General features: G+C 61.3%; 16 protein-coding genes and 1 tRNA gene. 5 read left to right on the forward strand and 12 right to left on the reverse strand.

Annotated features, from left to right (window positions below):
• Positions 1-72 precede the first annotated feature (72 nt).
• From WC421_01220 to WC421_01240, 5 genes are all read right to left on the reverse strand, one after another.
• Entirely contained in the window at positions 73-1,770 is a 1,698-nt protein-coding gene (locus tag WC421_01220; protein MFA5160842.1) for a glycosyltransferase family 39 protein, read from the reverse strand.
• Entirely contained in the window at positions 1,730-2,446 is a 717-nt protein-coding gene (locus WC421_01225) for a glycosyltransferase family 2 protein (protein ID MFA5160843.1), read from the reverse strand. Before WC421_01225 ends, WC421_01220 begins: the two co-directional genes overlap by 41 nt.
• Positions 2,443-3,333 (reverse strand): cation diffusion facilitator family transporter, encoded by an 891-nt coding sequence (locus tag WC421_01230; protein ID MFA5160844.1) that lies wholly within the window; start codon positions 3,331-3,333, stop codon positions 2,443-2,445. The genes WC421_01225 and WC421_01230 overlap by 4 nt, the downstream gene beginning before the upstream one ends.
• A 71-nt stretch (positions 3,334-3,404) precedes the next feature.
• Positions 3,405-4,844 (reverse strand): clostripain-related cysteine peptidase, encoded by a 1,440-nt coding sequence (locus WC421_01235; GenBank protein ID MFA5160845.1) that lies wholly within the window; start codon positions 4,842-4,844, stop codon positions 3,405-3,407.
• The gene (locus tag WC421_01240; GenBank protein MFA5160846.1) at positions 4,841-6,484 is read right to left on the reverse strand and encodes an ankyrin repeat domain-containing protein; all 1,644 of its coding nucleotides are present in this window, start codon (positions 6,482-6,484) and stop codon (positions 4,841-4,843) included. The genes WC421_01235 and WC421_01240 overlap by 4 nt, the downstream gene beginning before the upstream one ends.
• A gap of 193 nt (positions 6,485-6,677) precedes the next feature.
• Between WC421_01240 and WC421_01245 the strand changes: the two genes are divergently transcribed.
• Positions 6,678-8,066 (forward strand): putative porin, encoded by a 1,389-nt coding sequence (locus WC421_01245; GenBank protein ID MFA5160847.1) that lies wholly within the window; start codon positions 6,678-6,680, stop codon positions 8,064-8,066.
• 133 nt (positions 8,067-8,199) lie between these two features.
• Here WC421_01245 and WC421_01250 read toward each other — a convergent pair whose 3' ends face one another.
• The 6 genes from WC421_01250 to WC421_01275 are packed head-to-tail and all read right to left on the reverse strand — an operon-like array spanning position 8,200 to position 12,081.
• Positions 8,200-9,393 (reverse strand): FprA family A-type flavoprotein, encoded by a 1,194-nt coding sequence (locus WC421_01250; GenBank protein MFA5160848.1) that lies wholly within the window; start codon positions 9,391-9,393, stop codon positions 8,200-8,202.
• A 57-nt stretch (positions 9,394-9,450) separates the two neighbouring features.
• Positions 9,451-9,945 (reverse strand): ferritin, encoded by a 495-nt coding sequence (locus WC421_01255; protein ID MFA5160849.1) that lies wholly within the window; start codon positions 9,943-9,945, stop codon positions 9,451-9,453.
• A 2-nt stretch (positions 9,946-9,947) separates the two neighbouring features.
• On the reverse strand, positions 9,948-10,328 hold the full coding sequence (locus WC421_01260; protein ID MFA5160850.1) for a desulfoferrodoxin: 381 nt from the start codon (positions 10,326-10,328) through the stop codon (positions 9,948-9,950).
• 16 nt (positions 10,329-10,344) lie between these two features.
• Positions 10,345-10,917: a rubrerythrin family protein gene (locus tag WC421_01265; protein MFA5160851.1), complete on the reverse strand. Its 573-nt coding sequence runs from the start codon at positions 10,915-10,917 to the stop codon at positions 10,345-10,347.
• On the reverse strand, positions 10,914-11,672 hold the full coding sequence (locus tag WC421_01270) for a TIGR02757 family protein (protein MFA5160852.1): 759 nt from the start codon (positions 11,670-11,672) through the stop codon (positions 10,914-10,916). The genes WC421_01265 and WC421_01270 overlap by 4 nt, the downstream gene beginning before the upstream one ends.
• A complete protein-coding gene (locus WC421_01275; GenBank protein ID MFA5160853.1) occupies positions 11,644-12,081 on the reverse strand; it encodes an Rrf2 family transcriptional regulator in 438 nt (145 codons plus the stop codon). The genes WC421_01270 and WC421_01275 overlap by 29 nt, the downstream gene beginning before the upstream one ends.
• A 138-nt stretch (positions 12,082-12,219) precedes the next feature.
• Between WC421_01275 and nifU the strand changes: the two genes are divergently transcribed.
• The 4 genes from nifU (at position 12,220) to WC421_01295 (ending at position 15,003) form a co-directional block, all read left to right on the forward strand.
• Entirely contained in the window at positions 12,220-13,068 is an 849-nt protein-coding gene (nifU, locus tag WC421_01280; GenBank protein ID MFA5160854.1) for a Fe-S cluster assembly protein NifU, read from the forward strand.
• Complete coding sequence (gene nifS / locus WC421_01285) at positions 13,065-14,252, forward strand: cysteine desulfurase NifS (GenBank protein MFA5160855.1); 1,188 nt, start codon at positions 13,065-13,067, stop codon at positions 14,250-14,252. Before nifU ends, nifS begins: the two co-directional genes overlap by 4 nt.
• Before the next feature lie 4 nt (positions 14,253-14,256).
• A tRNA-Ile gene (locus WC421_01290) sits at positions 14,257-14,330 on the forward strand.
• Between the two features lie 28 nt (positions 14,331-14,358).
• Positions 14,359-15,003 (forward strand): hypothetical protein, encoded by a 645-nt coding sequence (locus WC421_01295; protein MFA5160856.1) that lies wholly within the window; start codon positions 14,359-14,361, stop codon positions 15,001-15,003.
• A 115-nt stretch (positions 15,004-15,118) separates the two neighbouring features.
• On the opposite strand, the gene WC421_01300 is transcribed toward WC421_01295, so the two are convergent.
• Positions 15,119-15,613 (reverse strand): hypothetical protein, encoded by a 495-nt coding sequence (locus WC421_01300; protein MFA5160857.1) that lies wholly within the window; start codon positions 15,611-15,613, stop codon positions 15,119-15,121.
• Positions 15,614-15,625: the final 12 nt, after the last annotated feature.

Genomic DNA, 15,625 nt, shown 5'->3' on the forward strand with positions numbered 1-15,625 from the left:
CGGGGAAGCGGATCCGCCAAACTCCGGCAGCCCGACATACATAGTATCGCATATTTTGAGACATTTTGCACGTCATTTCTGGAGCGGGGCCCGCTGCCGGCAGAGGCGGATGTCGTAAACAGTTATGCGGGGGCCCTTTATTCTGCCCGGCTGCGGGGCAAATTCCGCCGCTGCGGGGCAGCCTCCGCCCAGTTCCGCCAGGAATGCGGCGGCATAAGGCTCCCGCGCCGGGTTGACGCCTTCGCTTGATACTGCGGCGTAGGCTATATTGTCCCGTTTTGCGGCGGCAAGGCCGCCGGAAATGTCAACAAGGTCCTGGGCCTGCCGGGCCTGTTCAAGCTGGGCGGGCATTGTCGCCAGCCCGGAGGCGGAGCGGTCCATCCGGTAAATCCGGTAGCCGTTGCCGATATTGGCTTGCGCCAGATAGCGGTAATACCCCGCCCTGCCGTTTCCGGCGGCGGCGGTTTTCCGGTAAAGCTGTTCCGCCTGCGCGGAACTCATTTTCACCGATGGCGAGACATGCGCCTGGTCCAGCAGCAATGCGGTTTCCGGAGGGATATGCTCCTCTATCCACCGGCCCGAGACCGCGCGGGTGTCCGGCAGCAGGCTTTCGCGCGCGAGGGCGGCGCAGGCGGCAAGCTCCGGCAGCAGCGCCGCCGCCAGAAAAGCCGCGAAAATCCGCTTCCGCACGGAGAGGCCGTCAATCCCCGCCGCGGCCAGAATGCACAGCGCGGGCAGCGAGGCGAATATATAGCGCGCAAACCCGCCGTCCGGCTGATTGCTCATAAAGGCGGCGCAAACCGCCAGCGGCGCAAGCAGCATGGCGGACAGCCGCCAGGACAGCAGCGCCGCGCCGAAAGCCGCCAGCAGAACCGCGGGCGACCTGCCGCCGAACCATATTATATTGGACAAGACCTCTCCCGCAGAGCTAAGCCGGGAAAAACCTTCCGCCCGACGCGCCGCGGAATAGGCGAAGACATCCCTTATTCCGGCAGAAAATTTCCCAAAATCCAGCAGCGCGTACGGCGTGGCCAGCAGGAAACCGGCGGGAATCAGGGCCGTTCCCCAGAGCAAATCCCGCCATGCGCCGTCTTTGCGCGCGAAATGCGCCGCCGGCAGCAGCGCGCAGAAAAAGCAGGCTGTGTAATGCGTGGCGCAGCACAGCCCCAGCATAAGCCCGCAAAGCAGATAATCCCGCCGCCTGCCCGACGCGTATATTTTCGCGGCGAAATACCAGGCCGCCGCGCCAAGCGCAAGCATGGGGCTGTCCCATGTGGCGTAGCGCGCGGAGTCCGCGGCCTGCGGCAGAAAAGTGAATATCGCCGCAGCGGCAAGCGCCGCCCGCCGGTTGCGCAGCAGCAGCGCAGCCCCGTAAACCGGCCATATCGCCGCGCAGGACAGCAGGCAGGCCAGCAGCCGCCCCGTTATATAGAACATGGATGGGTCCGCCGCGAACTTCACCCCGAAATCCGCCGGCGAATGCAGCAGCCCGAACCCAGACCACGCCGCAAACAGCGCGCAGAATGACGCGAAAAGCGAATACGGCCACAACGTAGGATATTTGAAAAAAGGCGGGTTCAGCGTCCCGCCGCCGAAATAGACGGCGGTGTTTATGAAATGCGGCTCGTCGCCGTTATAGACGAAAGGCAGGCCGTCAAATATTCCGGGCAGGCGCAGCGCCAGCGCCGCCAGCGCCAGCGCCAGCAGGATTTTCCGGTCGCGCGGTGCCTCAGCGCATGTCGGAGTGGGTTTTGTGCTGTCTCCACACATGAATGGCGGTAAACACTCCCTTCAGCGCGTCGCGGCCCGTTATTTTCTTGCCCTCGGCGCGGCTGCGGGCTTTGTAGAGTATGGGAACTTCCATAAACCTGTAGCCGCCAAACGCGGCGCGCATGGAGATTTCGGCCTCTATTTCAAACCCGTCGGATTCCAGCCGCATTTTCCTGATTATCCAGATTTTGAACGCCTTGTGGCAGGTGTAGGCGTCGGTGAAATTGCCGCCGCTGAGGAAATTGATGAAAGCCGTAAGCGTGATATTGCCCAGCAGATATGTCAGGCTGTAGGTGTCGGAGCCTTTCTGCATCAGGCGGGAGCCGTAGACCACATCCGCCGCGCCGGATTCTATCGGCTTTACCACCTGCGCGATATAGGCGGGGTCGTATTCCAGGTCGGCGTCCTGTATGACGACGATTTCACCCTGCGCCTTTGACAGCGCGGTGCGCACCGCCGCCCCCTTGCCCATATTCTCGGAATGCAGCAGCACGGCGGAAATGAACGGATAGCGCTTTTCCCTGAACACCTCCACCAGCCATTGCGCGCTGCCGTCAGTGGAACCGTCGTCCGTTATAACCGCCTCAAAGTCCAGCTGCAGGGCGGAGAGCCTCTCCAGCAGCGCCGGCAAGGTCCGCATTTCATTGTACACCGGCACCAGCACGGAAACTTTCATTGATGACCCCCGGCAGGCTCTATATGCACCGTTACCCTGGCATGAGGAAAGCGGGTTTCCAGTTCCGTCTCCAGTCTGTCCGCAATGGCGTGAGCCTGCGCGACCGTCATATTCCCGTCCACCAGCGCGTCAAGGCTTATATAGCGCACCCTGCCCGATTTTCTGGTTTTGAGATTTTTGTGGCTTGCGATGCCGGGCCGCATTGCGGCGACGATGCGCTCAATCTCTGCGACTTCGTCTTCCGGCAGGCTGGCGTCCAGCAGGTCGCCCAGCGCCTGAACCGTTAAATCCCATGCCGCCCTGGTTATAAGCAGCGCGACGGCGATTGCGGCCACGGGGTCCATCCACGCCAGGTCATGGGAATGGAAAAACTTCTCGCCCACGGCATAAGCCGCAAGCGCGAACATGACACCGGCGGAGGTGTACACGTCGGTGCGCAGATGCCAGGCGTCGGCTATCAGCGCGGGGGACTGTTCTCTGGTTCCCACCTTGAAAAGCATTCTGGACACCGCCCAGTTGACTGCGGCGGAAACCAGCATCACCGCCGCGCCCATCCCCGGCAGCGACAACGGCTTTGGCGCCTGCAGCTTGTGGACGGATTCCACTATAATCCAGAGCGCGGCGGCAAATATAAGCGCCGCTTCCAGCAGCGCGGAAAAATTCTCTATCTTGGCGTGGCCGTAGCCGTGCTCCCTGTCCGCGGGCTTTGCGGCGGTTACAACGGCAAACCACGCTATGCCCGCCGCCAGCAGGTCCATAGCCGAATGCGCCGCCTCCGACAGAACGGAGACCGAGCCTGTCGCGGCCCAGGCGGCCAGCTTGAATGCGACCAGCGCTATATTGGAGGCGACGGACACCTTCGCCGCGCCCTGTTTTGTAAGCGGCATACCGTGGAAATTCTATCAAAAACGGCGGCGCGCGGGTTGCTTTGCCCGCGCGCCGCGCACTGTCTGCAATTCTATCCGCGTTTTTTGTCCGAAGGCAGCTTGTCGTACATCCACCGGCAGAACGTCTGCCATTTCGGCGTCGCCTTGGCGAAGGCGAAATCGGCATAATCGTTGCCGTTGTAATCCGCCTCAAAGTCCTCCGGTTTGACCTTGGAGAATATGCGCGGTATATTCACCGCCAGCCCGTGCGCGCTGGAATAATCCGCCGCGCCGGAAGAGCCGAGCGCCATGTTTGCCAGCACCAGGCTTTTGCCGTCGGAAATATAGCGCATCAGCTCCGCGCTTGCCTCGCGCAGCGCGCGGTCCTTGGTTTTCCCGCCCGCCAGCCGGACAAAGTCGTAGAGATCGCCGTAGGTGGGGGCGATTCGCTGCTGATCGCCCTGCCCGAATTCTCCGAAGCGCAGCACGTTGTTGCGCGCGTGTCTGGCCGCCTCCGCGATATCCCCGGCCTTGGCTGCGGCGGAGGCCCATTTCTCCATCCTTTCCGCCAGGCCGTCCAGGCCTTCGGTCCTGAGGGCTGACAGCGTCACATAACCCTTCTCCAAGCCGCCGTAAAAGCTGCCCGCTGCGGTTACGGCGTGCTTACCCGCTTCCTCCGGCCCGCCGCCGGGATTGCGGGCCAGCCGGCCCAGAAATCCGGCGTAATCTATGCCCTCTCCGGGAAACAGCTCCTCGGAGCCGACCACCACTTTCGCCCCGCCGGAACCCCTCATCTGGTAGGCGATTTCAGCCATTTGCATCAGGCAGGCATCGTATACCAGCACGTCCACGCCGCCGGCTTCGCGCACAAGCTGCTCTATCTGGGCGGTGCCTATGAAATTGCCGGTCTCGTCGTCCCAGGAGATTGCCGACTGGGAGATTTTCTGCTTTTTTTTCGGGTCCCGCCAGCCGCCGCCGTGGTCGGAGAGGACCAGCATGTATCTTTCAGCCGGGAATTTTTTCTTGGCCCAGCCGATAAAACGCACCGCCTCCTCGTAGCTGCCCATGTCGGTTTTGCCCAGGTCCTCGTACGGGGAATTTATCCGCGACATGGCCTGCTTAAGCTCCTTCCTGCGCCCTTTTTCGTCGGCGGCCTGGGGAAAGTAGTCCCGCTTGATGTAGTAGCGCCGCGTGCCCGTCCACTGGCGGTCCTGGTCGGTCTCGCCGCCCTGGCCCGCCATTCTGCCGATTTCGGCGACGATATTGATGCTGTCGTCAGAACCGACAAGCTCCATCTGCTGCATGTTGTTGAATATCGCGTCTTCCAGATTGTTCTTGGCGTCAAGAAACGCCATCACGGTCCATTTTTTCGCCGGCTGCGAAGGCAGCTTCTCCGCGGGCTGCGTCCGGCTCTGCTTCATTTTCGGCTCCGGCGCCTGGAAATCGCCGCGTTTGGGCATTTCAAAGCCGGAGGCGCGCAGCCACGGCGCGGACAGCAGCATTGCCGCCGCAAAGGTTAAGAGCGGTTTCATTGTTGTCCCTCCGTGGAAGTTTTAGCGGGCTTCTTTCCGCCGTCAAGCGCGTCTTTTATCATATCGGCGATATCAAAGGCGTCGTTGGCCATGGCGTACACCATGGCGGTCTTCCCCATTGCGTCTTTTGCCGCCGGATTGGCGCCTTTGGAAAGCAGGAACTGCGCCGCGGCTCCGTTTCCGGCCTGCGCGGCCATCATCAGCGCGGTGACGCCCTTGTCGCTGACGGCATTGACGTCCTGGCCCTTATCCAGCAGCAGTTGCAACGTTCCAGATTCCGTCCTGGAGGCTGCGGTCATAAGCGCGGTAGTTCCGGTCGTGGTTCTGGCGGACACATCCGCACCCTTTTGTATCAGCGCGGCAGCGACGTCATGCCTGCCGCGCTTGAGCGCCTCCAGCAGCGCGGTGTTGCCTTCCTTGTCGGCTTCGTTGATGTCCGCGCCGGCGGCCAGCAGGGACTCTATAAGGTTGATGTTTCCGCCCGCGGCAGCGCACATAAGCGGCGTCTTTTTGCCGTCCCGCGAAGAGTTGGATTTGCCCCCCCTGGCCTGAAGCAGCTTGACAAAATCCGCCTTGCCGCGCTGCAGCGCGGCCATCATGGGGGTAAGGCCGTTTTTGGACGCGGCGTTAGGGTCGGCGCCTTTGTCCAGCGCCAGCGCCAGACGCTCTGCTGTTTTGTTGGTGGCTGCGGCAAACAGCGCGGCCCCCTGCCCTTCCTTGTCCCGGTCGTTGATATTGGCGCCGCGCTTGAGCAAAAGCGCGGTGGCGGCAGCCCCGCCGCCCTTGCCGGAAAGCGAGGCAAGCAGCGGGGTGATGCCTTTCCTGTCCGCGCGTTTTATATTCGCGCCCAGACCGATAAACAACTCCACATTGCGGGCATTGCCGCCCATCGCGGCGTAAATAAGAGGGTCATCCCCGTCATTGTCCCGGGCGGCGGTGTCCGCGCCGTTGTCAATCAGCAGCCTGACAGCCTCTTCCATTCCGTAGGCCGCCGCGCAGTAATGCAGCGGGGCAATGCCATCGTCGTTGGCTCTTGCGGCGTCCGCGCCGTGCGCGATGAGCTCTTTTATCACGGACAGCACCTTTTCCCGGTCCGCTTTCAACCGCTCCGCCAGCACTTTGTTCATCTGGTCCATGAGGGACTCGGAGCCGTCGCGCATCAACGGTGATTTTGCCGTTTCCCCGGCCAATTTTTCTTCAATCAGGCAGCGGATGGGGTCCCTGTTATTCCCGCGTTTTACGCCGGGAGGCGAAACTTCCTGCGCAGTCATTCCCAGTTGCACGGCAAGCGCAGCCGCCTTCAGCAGCGGAGTGCTGCCACGCCCGTCGGCGAAATCGGCGTTTGCGCCTTTGCTTATCAGGTCCCTGACCTTGCCAAGATTGCCGTTGCCGGCTGCGGACAGCAGCATCTTGTCCAACTGAAGATTGGAGGATTTGGGGATGAAGGCGTTTATGACCGGATCCTGCGCTTCCGCCATCTGGGCGGGCGGGGGCGCGGCTTCGTTTCCGGCGCGCGCGAGGGAGCGCAGTTCCCTGCCCGCTCCTCCGGCGGCGCGCACGGGCGCGCACGGCATGGCCGCCAGCACGGCTATACAAGCGATAAGTTCCGGTTTTGCTGCTGTCGCGCGCGTTCGTGTCATCATCCCTCCGCACCGGATAAAGATAAGGACGTGCTGCCCGGCTTCCATAACAGTATATGCCGCGAATCCGCATTCGCGCATGGGCCGTAGGGCCCAGACCGATTTGGGGGAGGCGGGGGTGTCAGACGGCTGTCAGCCCGAATTTATTCCGCCGCCATTAGAATGCCGGGGGCAAGTTTTCTAGGATATAGACATGAGAACTTCAAAAACAGCAGCAAAAATCGCGGCACTGTCCGTTGTGTTGACGGGCATGGCCGCCGCAGCAGACGCCCAGCTTGACAAAATCAGGCTGCCGGAGTTCGTGGAATCCGTAAAGTTTTCCGGGGACCTCCGCATAAGGCAGGAGGATTTTTACCGCCGCGGCAACGGCTACGATTCTTCCGGCAACCCCACCAGCAACGGGACTACAACCGACATCATGGGAAACACCGTTACGCTGATAACGCCGCAGACCGACAGGCGCCGCTTCCGCCTGCGCTACGGGCTGGAGGCCGCGTTCAAGGACACCATGAGCGCGGGCTTCAGGCTCGGCACCGGCACGGGGCAGCAGGTTACGGAAAACCAGACGATGACCGGCCTCAGCGGCGAAAAGCCCCTCTGGATAGATCTGGCCTGGATGCGCTGGGCGCCGTCTTATGACAATGGCTCGTTCTATGTCCAGGGCGGCAAGATGAAAAACGAGCTCTGGCGGCCTTATTCGGACGATATTATCTGGAGCGACGACCTCAACCCCGAAGGCTTCATGGAAGGCGGGCAGTACAAGCTGGGCGGGCTGGCGCTGTTTGCCAACCTGCTTCAGATGGATGCGGGCCAGCCTTCAAAAAACAGCTTCACCGGCGAGGCCAGCAGCGACAACCAGTGGTGCATAACCGAACAGCTTGGCGCGGAGGGCAAAGTCTCCGATGTGAAAATTAAAAGCGCGGTGGCCTATAACAGATGGACCGGCAGGGACCTGGGCGTGATGCCCTGGCTTAACGGGACGCTTAAGGACAGCGGCTCGGTTACGCAGCCCGTCCCGTCGCTTACCGGCGGGCTGGCGCAGGACGGCAACCGGCGCGACGCCAACGGCCTGCTGCTGAATGAATTCGGCGTGGCGCAGTGGTCCACGCAGGTGGACGCACCGGTGATGGGCGTGCCGGTCAGCTTCCAGGCGACGCTGCTGCGCAACGTGCTGGCCAGCGGGATAGCCAACTCGCAGCACACGGGAGTAAATCCGTCCGCGCCGCTTGCGCGGGACGGCTACCAGTACGGCGTCATAGCCGGCAAGGCGGCAAAGGAAGGCACCTGGGAAGGCGGACTGTTCTATAAATACGCCGAGGCGGACTGCACCATATCCGACATCAATTCCGCGGATTTCGGCGACGGCGGCACAAACCGCAAGGGGACGACGTTCTGGCTGGCATACGCGCCGCGCGACTGGATGCAAATCAAGGCCAAGGGTTATATAACCGAGACCATAGACCCGATGATAGAGGGCAATGTGGTAAGCGGCAAATCCGGCAGCACAACACCGGTGGTTGACACTGCAGTGGGCAGAAAAGACATCAACCGCTTCCAGCTGGACATAACCTTCAGGTTCTGAAACACACAGGGAGGGGGCGCGCCGCGTCCCCTCCCTGTAGCAATCTAATTCCCCGTCTTGCGGAAGGCCGGCGCGCCGACGCCGGTCAATGCTCCCGCCGCAGGCCGAAAATACGGTTTTTGCAACGGATTTTTTATTCTTTGCGCAACAGCCGCCCGGCGGCGGAAAGCCCCAGCCGGCGCGCGGCGTCCAGCGCGGCGGCGTCCGGCACATAGCGGCATTTCAAAGTTTCGCCCGCAGGCGCAACGCCCATTTCTTTAAGCTGCGCGGCCAGCCAGTCGGGACCTTCCCCGCTCCAGCCGTAGGAGCCGAACGCCGCGCCGGTTAAATTTCTCCGGTTAAGGCCTTTCAGGTATACCGTCAAATCCGCCATGCTGGGGAAAACCTGCCGGTTCAGCGTCGGCGCGCCCAGAAACAGCGCCCCGGCCTCCAGCAGCTCCGTTGCTATGTCGCTGCGCCCGTCGGCTTTAAGCGGCATGACCTGAACCCGCGCGCCGCCTTCAATAAGCCCGTCCGCCAGCGCGTTTGCCAGCAGGGCGGTGCTTTGCCACATCGTGTCGTAGGCGATTACGGCAAGGTCCGAGGGCTCCTGCCTCGCCCATTTTTCGTAAAGCGAGATGATTGCGGCGATGTCCTTGCGCCATACCGGGCCGTGGTCCGGCGCGATAAGCTTCACCGGAAAATTTTTCGCCTTGAACCTGGCCAGAAAAGCCAGCACCAGAGGGGAATACGGCAGCACGATGTTGGCGTAATAGGCCGCCGCCTCGCGCCGCCAATCCGGCGTTTCGTCGTCAAACCGTTTTGAATGGGCCAGGTGCATCCCGAAAATATCGTTGGAGAACAAAACGCCGCCGTCATGCAGGAAGGAAACCATGCTGTCCGGCCAGTGCAGCATTTTGGATTCCATGAAGGTGAATTTCAGCCCGCCGATTTCGGTTTCCTGCCCGTCGGCGACGGTTTGCAGCTTCAAATCCGCGTGAAAATGCGCCTCCAGCGCGCTTTTGCCGGCGGCGGAGCAGAGCACCCGCTGCGGTTTTAATTCCGCCAGCAGCCGGGGCAGCGAGCCGCTGTGGTCCATCTCGGAATGGTTGGAAATAACGGTTTTTATGCCGCCGGGGTCGGTTACCGAGGCGATGCGCGAGAGCATCTCGCCGTAAAACGGGGCCTTGACCGTGTCTATCAGGACAGGCTCCTCCCCCATGACGAGATAGGCGTTGTAGGTGCTGCCGCCGCGCGTGGAATAGCCGTGGAAATCGCGCAGCCCCCAGTCTATCGCGCCCACCCACCAGACTTTTTCCGCGATTTTTACCGCTTTGAATTCGCCCATAGATCCCCCGCGTTGCAGCGGTTTCCGCCCGCGCCGCGGGCGGAAACCGCATGGTAGTTAAGCGCTTTTTCTCTTGCCCAGTTCCTTGTCCATCATCACAAGACCGGAGCCCGACGGCCCGACGCGCTCCAGCTTCTGCGCGATGTCGTTGGTGGATTCTTCCTCTTCCACCTGCTCTTTGACAAACCACTGGAGGAATTCCAGCGCGGCATTGTCGCTTTCCTTGCGGGCAAGCTCGGCAAGCGCGTCTATCCTGCCCGAGATGAACACCTCGTGCTTGTAGGCCTCGGCGAATATGTCGTGCGGCGATTTCCAGTCGTTTTTCGGCGCGGACAGCGCGGCGAATTTGGGCATTCCACCCCGGCTGGCGATATGGGCGAAGAATTTGTGCGCGTGCGACAATTCCTCGTCTTTCTGGGCCAGCATCCAGCCCGCCATGCCGCCGTAGCCGCGCGCCGCCAGCCAGCCCGCCATCTGGTAATAGATGAAGGCGGATTCAAGCTCGAATTTTATCTGCTCGTTGAAGGCCGCTTCTATCCTTGGATTTGTCATGGCTATTTTCCCCCTTTCCACAATCCGTGCAGGTTGCAGTATTCCCGGGCGTAGGCTTCCCCGGCCTTTACGCAGAATTCCGCTTCCGGCGCGTCGCCGGGCCTCAGGAATTTGCGATAGGAAACGCCGCCGGCCACAAGCTCTATCCACTCAATGTAGTGTTTCTCCTCCATCGGATGCGGAATGCTTCCGATTTTAACCTTCACCCCTGTTTCGGTTGCCTCTATTACCGGCACATGCTTTTCGCGCGAGGCGTCCACCGAATTCTCCGCCATCAGAATCATCGGCTTGTCGCAGCAGGACAATGTCCCGCCCGAGGCGTGGACCACCGCCACGATATTTCCGCACACTCCGCATTTGTAGACCTGATTTCTTTCCGTCATACATCCCCCTTTGGTTTTACCAGTTTTCGCCCAGCAATTCGTAATAGTCGCGCGGATGCGCGCAGGCCGGGCAGGATTCGGGCGCGTCCGTTCCCTCGTGCAGATAGCCGCAGTTGAGGCAGCGCCAGACCACCTTTTTGTCCCGTCTGAACACCCGCCCGTTTTTGAGGTTCTCCAGCAGCGCGGCGTAGCGTTTGGCATGCTGCTTTTCGGCGACGGAGACGGCCTCAAAGACCTTGGCCACCGCCTCAAAGCCCTCCTTGCGCGCCGTGGAGGCGAAGGAGGGGTACATGTGGCCCCATTCATAATCCTCGCCGTCGGCTGCGGCTTTCAGATTTTCGGCGGTGGAGAGTACCCGTCCGGCGGGAAAAGCCGCCGTTACCTGCGCCTCGCCGCCCTCAAGAAAACTGAAAAACCGCTTGGCATGTTCCTTTTCCTGATTGGCGGTCTCCTCGAATATGCCGGCTATCTGGACAAGCCCTTCCTTTTTCGCCTTGCTTGCGAAATAGGTGTAGCGGTTGCGCGCCTGCGATTCCCCCGCGAACGCGGTGATGAGATTTTTCTCGGTCTGAGTTCCTTTAAGCGTCATGCCAGCCTCCTTTTCAGGTCTTCCATGTCCAGCCCGTCCCGTATGCCGAAACGGGTCAGGCAGAAATCGTATTTCACCGGGTCGTCCGGCGACAGCGCGGCAAAGCCCGCCGTTATCTCAAGCGCGGTTTTCATCCCCGCGCCGGCGCGCGCGGTAAAGCCCAGCGCGCGGCCTATCTTGTTCATGTGCGTATCCAGCGGCACAATCAGCGCGCTGGGCGCAATGTCCCAGCCGCCGGGGTCCACCTCGTCGCGGCGGCACATCCAGCGGAAAAAAAGATTTAGCCGTTTCAGCGCGCTGCCCTTTCCCGGCGATGGAATAAGAGTGTCCACCGGTCCCCGCGCAGCCCCGCGCAGCCTGGCGGCGAAACCGCGCTGCATTTCCCGCGCCGCGCAGCCGCCAAGCCAACCGTATTCCTTTATAATTGTTTTTGCCGCGCCTAGCAATGCCGATAATTCCTCACCGCGCGTGAAGCGGTAGCGAAAGCCCGAAAAATCCCGCCGCAGGGCGGAGGGGGAGGTTTTTTCAAGATAGCGGCGCGGCGAATCCCCCATCACGGCAAGGGCGCAAGCCCCCGCGCGCACTATCTGCCGGACATTGCCGTAGGCAAAGCAGGAGGCGGCCAGCCCCGCTATCTCCCTGTCCCGCACGGATTTATAGCGGTAAAGCAGCTCCAGCGGGTCGGGGGAGACATATTCCCGCCGGTTGTACAGCGCGTATATCTTTTCAAGCTCGCGGCGCAGGTTTTTTGCCATGGGAATATGCCGCAGCCTCCGCCAGCGTGCGGGACAAAACTTTTTTAAACTCCGCTTCAAAGCGCGAGGCGAAATCGCCTATCATGCAGCGGCGGCGCAAACAGGAATGCCTGCCCAACAGGCATTTTGCGGGCGCGATTTTGCCGTCCACCGCGGAGACGGCTTTCAGCAGCGTTATCCTCTCCGGCGGGGCGGCAAGCAAAAATCCTCCGTCCGGCCCGCGCGCCGAGCGCACGACCCCCGCCCGGCACAACCGCTGCATCACCTTTGACACATGCGCCGCCGACACCCCGAAAACCGACGCTATCTCCCCCGCCGGCACGGGCCGCCCGGCGGCCTCCCCGATTAAAACGCAGCCGTGCATGGCAATCACCGCGCCCCGGCTGATTTGCAGCATTGCTTTTTCCATATAGAGGTATTATAATACCTGTATACTTGTTTGTCAAGCGCGCTCCGCCCTTGCCGCGGAAAAACGCAAACGCGCTGGCGCGCGCCGCCGTTTCGGGGCGGGCAGGATAAGAAGTATAATTTGCAAAGGAGAGATTTTATGTGGGACTATACCGACAAGGTCAGGGAACACTTCAAAAACCCCCGCAACGTGGGCGAAATCCCCGGCGCGGACGCCGTGGGCGAGGTGGGCAATATCGTCTGCGGCGACGCGCTGAAGCTGTTCCTTGCCGTGGACAAAAAAACCGGCAGGATAACCGACGCCAAATTCCAGACATTCGGCTGCGCCAGCGCCATAGCCTCCTCCTCCGCGCTGACGGAGCTGGTAAAGGGCATGACCTTGGATGAGGCCGCCAAAATCACCAATCAGGACATAGCGCAATTCCTGGGCGGCCTGCCGGAGGAGAAAATGCACTGCTCCGTCATGGGCATGGAGGCGCTGGCGGCGGCGATAAAATCCTACGGGCAGGGCGGCGCGCCGGTCGCCGGCGCGGAGCCGGAAGGGCGGGTGGTCTGCTCGTGCTTTGGCGTTACCGAGGAGAAAATAAGGAAAACCGTAGCCGATAACAAACTGCGCACGGTTGACGAAGTCACCAATTTCACCAAGGCCGGCGGCGCCTGCGGCAAATGCCGGGGCGAGATTCAGAAAATACTGGACAACATGCTGGGCGTCTCAAAAGAGGCCGGGCGCGGCAAGCCGTTTTCGCAAATGACCACGGTGGAGAAAATCCACGCGGTGGAGGAGGCTTTCCGCCGCGAGATAACCCCCGCCCTGGTGGCCGACGGCGGCTCCATAGAGCTGGTGGACGTGCAGGGAAGTAAAATCACCGTGCGGCTGGCGGGGATGTGCCGGGCGTGCCCCAGCTCCGGCGTAACGCTTAAGTCTTTCGTTGAAAAGCGGCTGCGCGAACTGCTGGACGAAAACATCACCGTGGAGAGCGCGCCGTGAAAGTCCTTTATTTTGACAACAACGCCACAACCGCCGCCGCGCCGGAGGCGGTGGAGGCCATGCGGCCCTTTTTCGGCGAGATTTACGGCAACGCCTCCAGCATGCACGAATTCGGCGGGCAGGCGCAGAAATTCGTGCGCCGCGCGCGGGAACAGGTGGCCGCGCTGCTGGGCGCGCCGGACGCGGGGGACGTGATATTCACAAGCTGCGGGACCGAATCGGACAACACCGCCATTTTCTCGGCCATACGCTCCTACCCGGAGAAGCGGCATATCGTAACCACGCGGGTGGAGCATCCCGCCGTGCTTAACACCTGCCGGTATCTGCAATCGCAGGGCTATGCCGTTACCTATCTGCCGGTGGACGGCAGCGGGATGATAAATCTGGACGAGCTGCGCTCCGCCCTGCGCGACGACACCGCCATAGTCTCCATAATGCACGCCAATAACGAGACGGGCGTCATTTTCCCGGTGGAGGAGGCCGCGCAAATCGCCAAAGCGCGCGGCGCGGTGTTCCACACCGACGCGGTGCAGTCCGCCGGAAAGCTGCCACTGGACATGTCGCGCTCGGCGGTTGACATGCTTTCCATATCCGGCCATAAGCTAAACGCGCCCAAGGGCATAGGCGCGCTATACGCGCGCAAGGGAACCAGGTTCGTGCCGTTTATGATTGGCGGGCATCAGGAGCGGGGCCGCCGCGCCGGGACCGAAAACACGCCGTATATCGTCGCTCTGGGCAAGGCGTGCGAACTGGCGCTTGGCCGCATGGGGGAGGAGAATGGCCGCGTCAAAGCCCTGCGCGACAGGCTGGAAAAGGGCATTCTTTCAAAAGTTCCGGACGCGAAGGTAAACGGCGGCGGCGCGCCGCGGCTGCCCAACACCTCCAATATCAGCTTCGGCTATGTGGAAGGCGAATCCATACTGCTCATGCTAAGCGACCTGGGGGTGGCGGCCTCGTCCGGCTCGGCCTGCGCCTCCGGCGCGCTGGAGCCGTCCCATGTGCTGCGGGCGATGGGGGTGCCTTTCACATACGCGCACGGCTCGGTGCGGTTTTCGCTTGGGCACGGCAATACGGAAGAGGAAGTGGATTTCATTCTTTCGCGGATTCCTGCTATAATAGGAAAGTTGAGGGAGATTTCCCCCTTCGGCAGAAGCGGCGGTCAAACCTGCCGCGCGGAGCAGTGATTTCGCGCCCGTAGCTCAGTTGGTTAGAGCAGACGACTCATAATCGTCGGGTCGTAGGTTCAAGTCCTACCGGGCGCACTCTTTCCCTGTATAATTCGGAGGCCCGATGAAAAAAATTTTTCTGGCGCTTGTTCTGGCAGCCGCCGCGCCCGCGCGGGCGGGCAATTTCGATTTTTTCAAGGATTATGCCGGCACATGGTGGGGCTCCGGCACAACCAATGACGGCGGATTTGCCATCAATTTCACCATAACCGCAAAAAAGAGCACTTCCGTCAAATTCCTGCTTAAAACCGGCGGCAAGAGTTTTGACGGCACCGCAACCTTCAGCGAGCCCGCTCCCGGCAAAATGCTCATAAACATAGTCCGGCGCAAGGTGGGCCGGGATTATAAAACCATGGCGATTTCGCTCACCGAAAAAACCCCCGGCTCCGGAGATATGGACTACGAGATACTGGACGACGGCAATAAAATAGCCGGCAGGCTGCTTGCCAAAAAAACAGGGGACGGGCGCTACACCACAACCGCTTTCCTCCCGGACAAGTTAACCATAGCGGGGCTGCCGCTGCCGCTGTCGCCCAGCATACCGGGAGATATTTCGCTTTCCGACAGAAAATTTTCCGCGGCGTTCTCCGTGCTGCCTGCGGTGAAGCTGCTGTTCAACGCCGAGGCCGACGCCGCGCGCAAAACCGCCACGATGAACGGCAAGCTGCTGATGTACGGTCTTTCCGCTACACTGAAAAAGACAAAATAATCCTGCAGGCGCCATCCGCCCGCGTGGCGTGCCGCCGCGCGGGCAAACCCTGAATTAGGTAAAAGCAAAGCCCCTTTTCCTTGCGGAAAAGGGGCAGGCAGCAAAGATCCGTCAATCAATGACCGTTCGGTATACTCAAGTCGCTGGACGACTTTGCGGGCGTGGTGCTTGTGTCGGCGGTGTTGTTCTTGCCCAGCGCATTGGTCAGCATCTGGAGCAGCGGGCTGTTGGGGAACAGCTTCGCCAGAAACGCTATAAGCGCCTGTATTGCCGCAGTGGTCTGCGCTGACACGCTGCCGGTGGCCGCCACTTCTCCCGCGGCGGTATTGGCCAGAGAAACCGCCTGATTGGCCAGGTCCGATTCGGATGGCGTGGTGGTGGCATCCCCGGCCCCGGATTTGGCGGAAATAGCCGCGCCGGCGCCCATTCCCGTGCCGCCCACAGCGGTACCGCTCAAGACAAAGGGGCTGAACGCATCAGAGCGCGAGCCGCCTCTGTCGGTTGTTGTTACCTGAACTGCAGTCGGGTCCCGTCTGCCGCCGGAGCCTGCCGCCTGCGCCACCGGCCCCGCGCCGATGACCCCGCAAAGAGCCAAAGCTATAATTTTCACAAATTCCTCCTG

Source organism: Elusimicrobiales bacterium (assembly GCA_041651175.1).
Taxonomy (GTDB): domain Bacteria; phylum Elusimicrobiota; class Elusimicrobia; order Elusimicrobiales; family Elusimicrobiaceae; genus JAQTYB01.

Bases quoted from the DNA above. Each gene is read 5' to 3' on its own strand.
- WC421_01235 (MFA5160845.1), bottom strand. From the start codon at position 4,844: ATGAAACCGCTCTTAACCTTTGCGGCGGCAATGCTGCTGTCCGCGCCG.
- WC421_01230 (MFA5160844.1), bottom strand. From the start codon at position 3,333: ATGCCGCTTACAAAACAGGGCGCGGCGAAGGTGTCCGTCGCCTCCAAT.
- nifU (MFA5160854.1), top strand. From the start codon at position 12,220: ATGTGGGACTATACCGACAAGGTCAGGGAACACTTCAAAAACCCCCGC.
- WC421_01255 (MFA5160849.1), bottom strand. From the start codon at position 9,945: ATGACAAATCCAAGGATAGAAGCGGCCTTCAACGAGCAGATAAAATTC.
- WC421_01295 (MFA5160856.1), top strand. From the start codon at position 14,359: ATGAAAAAAATTTTTCTGGCGCTTGTTCTGGCAGCCGCCGCGCCCGCG.
- WC421_01225 (MFA5160843.1), bottom strand. From the start codon at position 2,446: ATGAAAGTTTCCGTGCTGGTGCCGGTGTACAATGAAATGCGGACCTTG.
- WC421_01250 (MFA5160848.1), bottom strand. From the start codon at position 9,393: ATGGGCGAATTCAAAGCGGTAAAAATCGCGGAAAAAGTCTGGTGGGTG.
- WC421_01260 (MFA5160850.1), bottom strand. From the start codon at position 10,328: ATGACGGAAAGAAATCAGGTCTACAAATGCGGAGTGTGCGGAAATATC.
- WC421_01270 (MFA5160852.1), bottom strand. From the start codon at position 11,672: ATGGCAAAAAACCTGCGCCGCGAGCTTGAAAAGATATACGCGCTGTAC.
- WC421_01220 (MFA5160842.1), bottom strand. From the start codon at position 1,770: ATGTGTGGAGACAGCACAAAACCCACTCCGACATGCGCTGAGGCACCG.
- WC421_01245 (MFA5160847.1), top strand. From the start codon at position 6,678: ATGAGAACTTCAAAAACAGCAGCAAAAATCGCGGCACTGTCCGTTGTG.
- WC421_01240 (MFA5160846.1), bottom strand. From the start codon at position 6,484: ATGACACGAACGCGCGCGACAGCAGCAAAACCGGAACTTATCGCTTGT.
- WC421_01275 (MFA5160853.1), bottom strand. From the start codon at position 12,081: ATGGAAAAAGCAATGCTGCAAATCAGCCGGGGCGCGGTGATTGCCATG.
- WC421_01265 (MFA5160851.1), bottom strand. From the start codon at position 10,917: ATGACGCTTAAAGGAACTCAGACCGAGAAAAATCTCATCACCGCGTTC.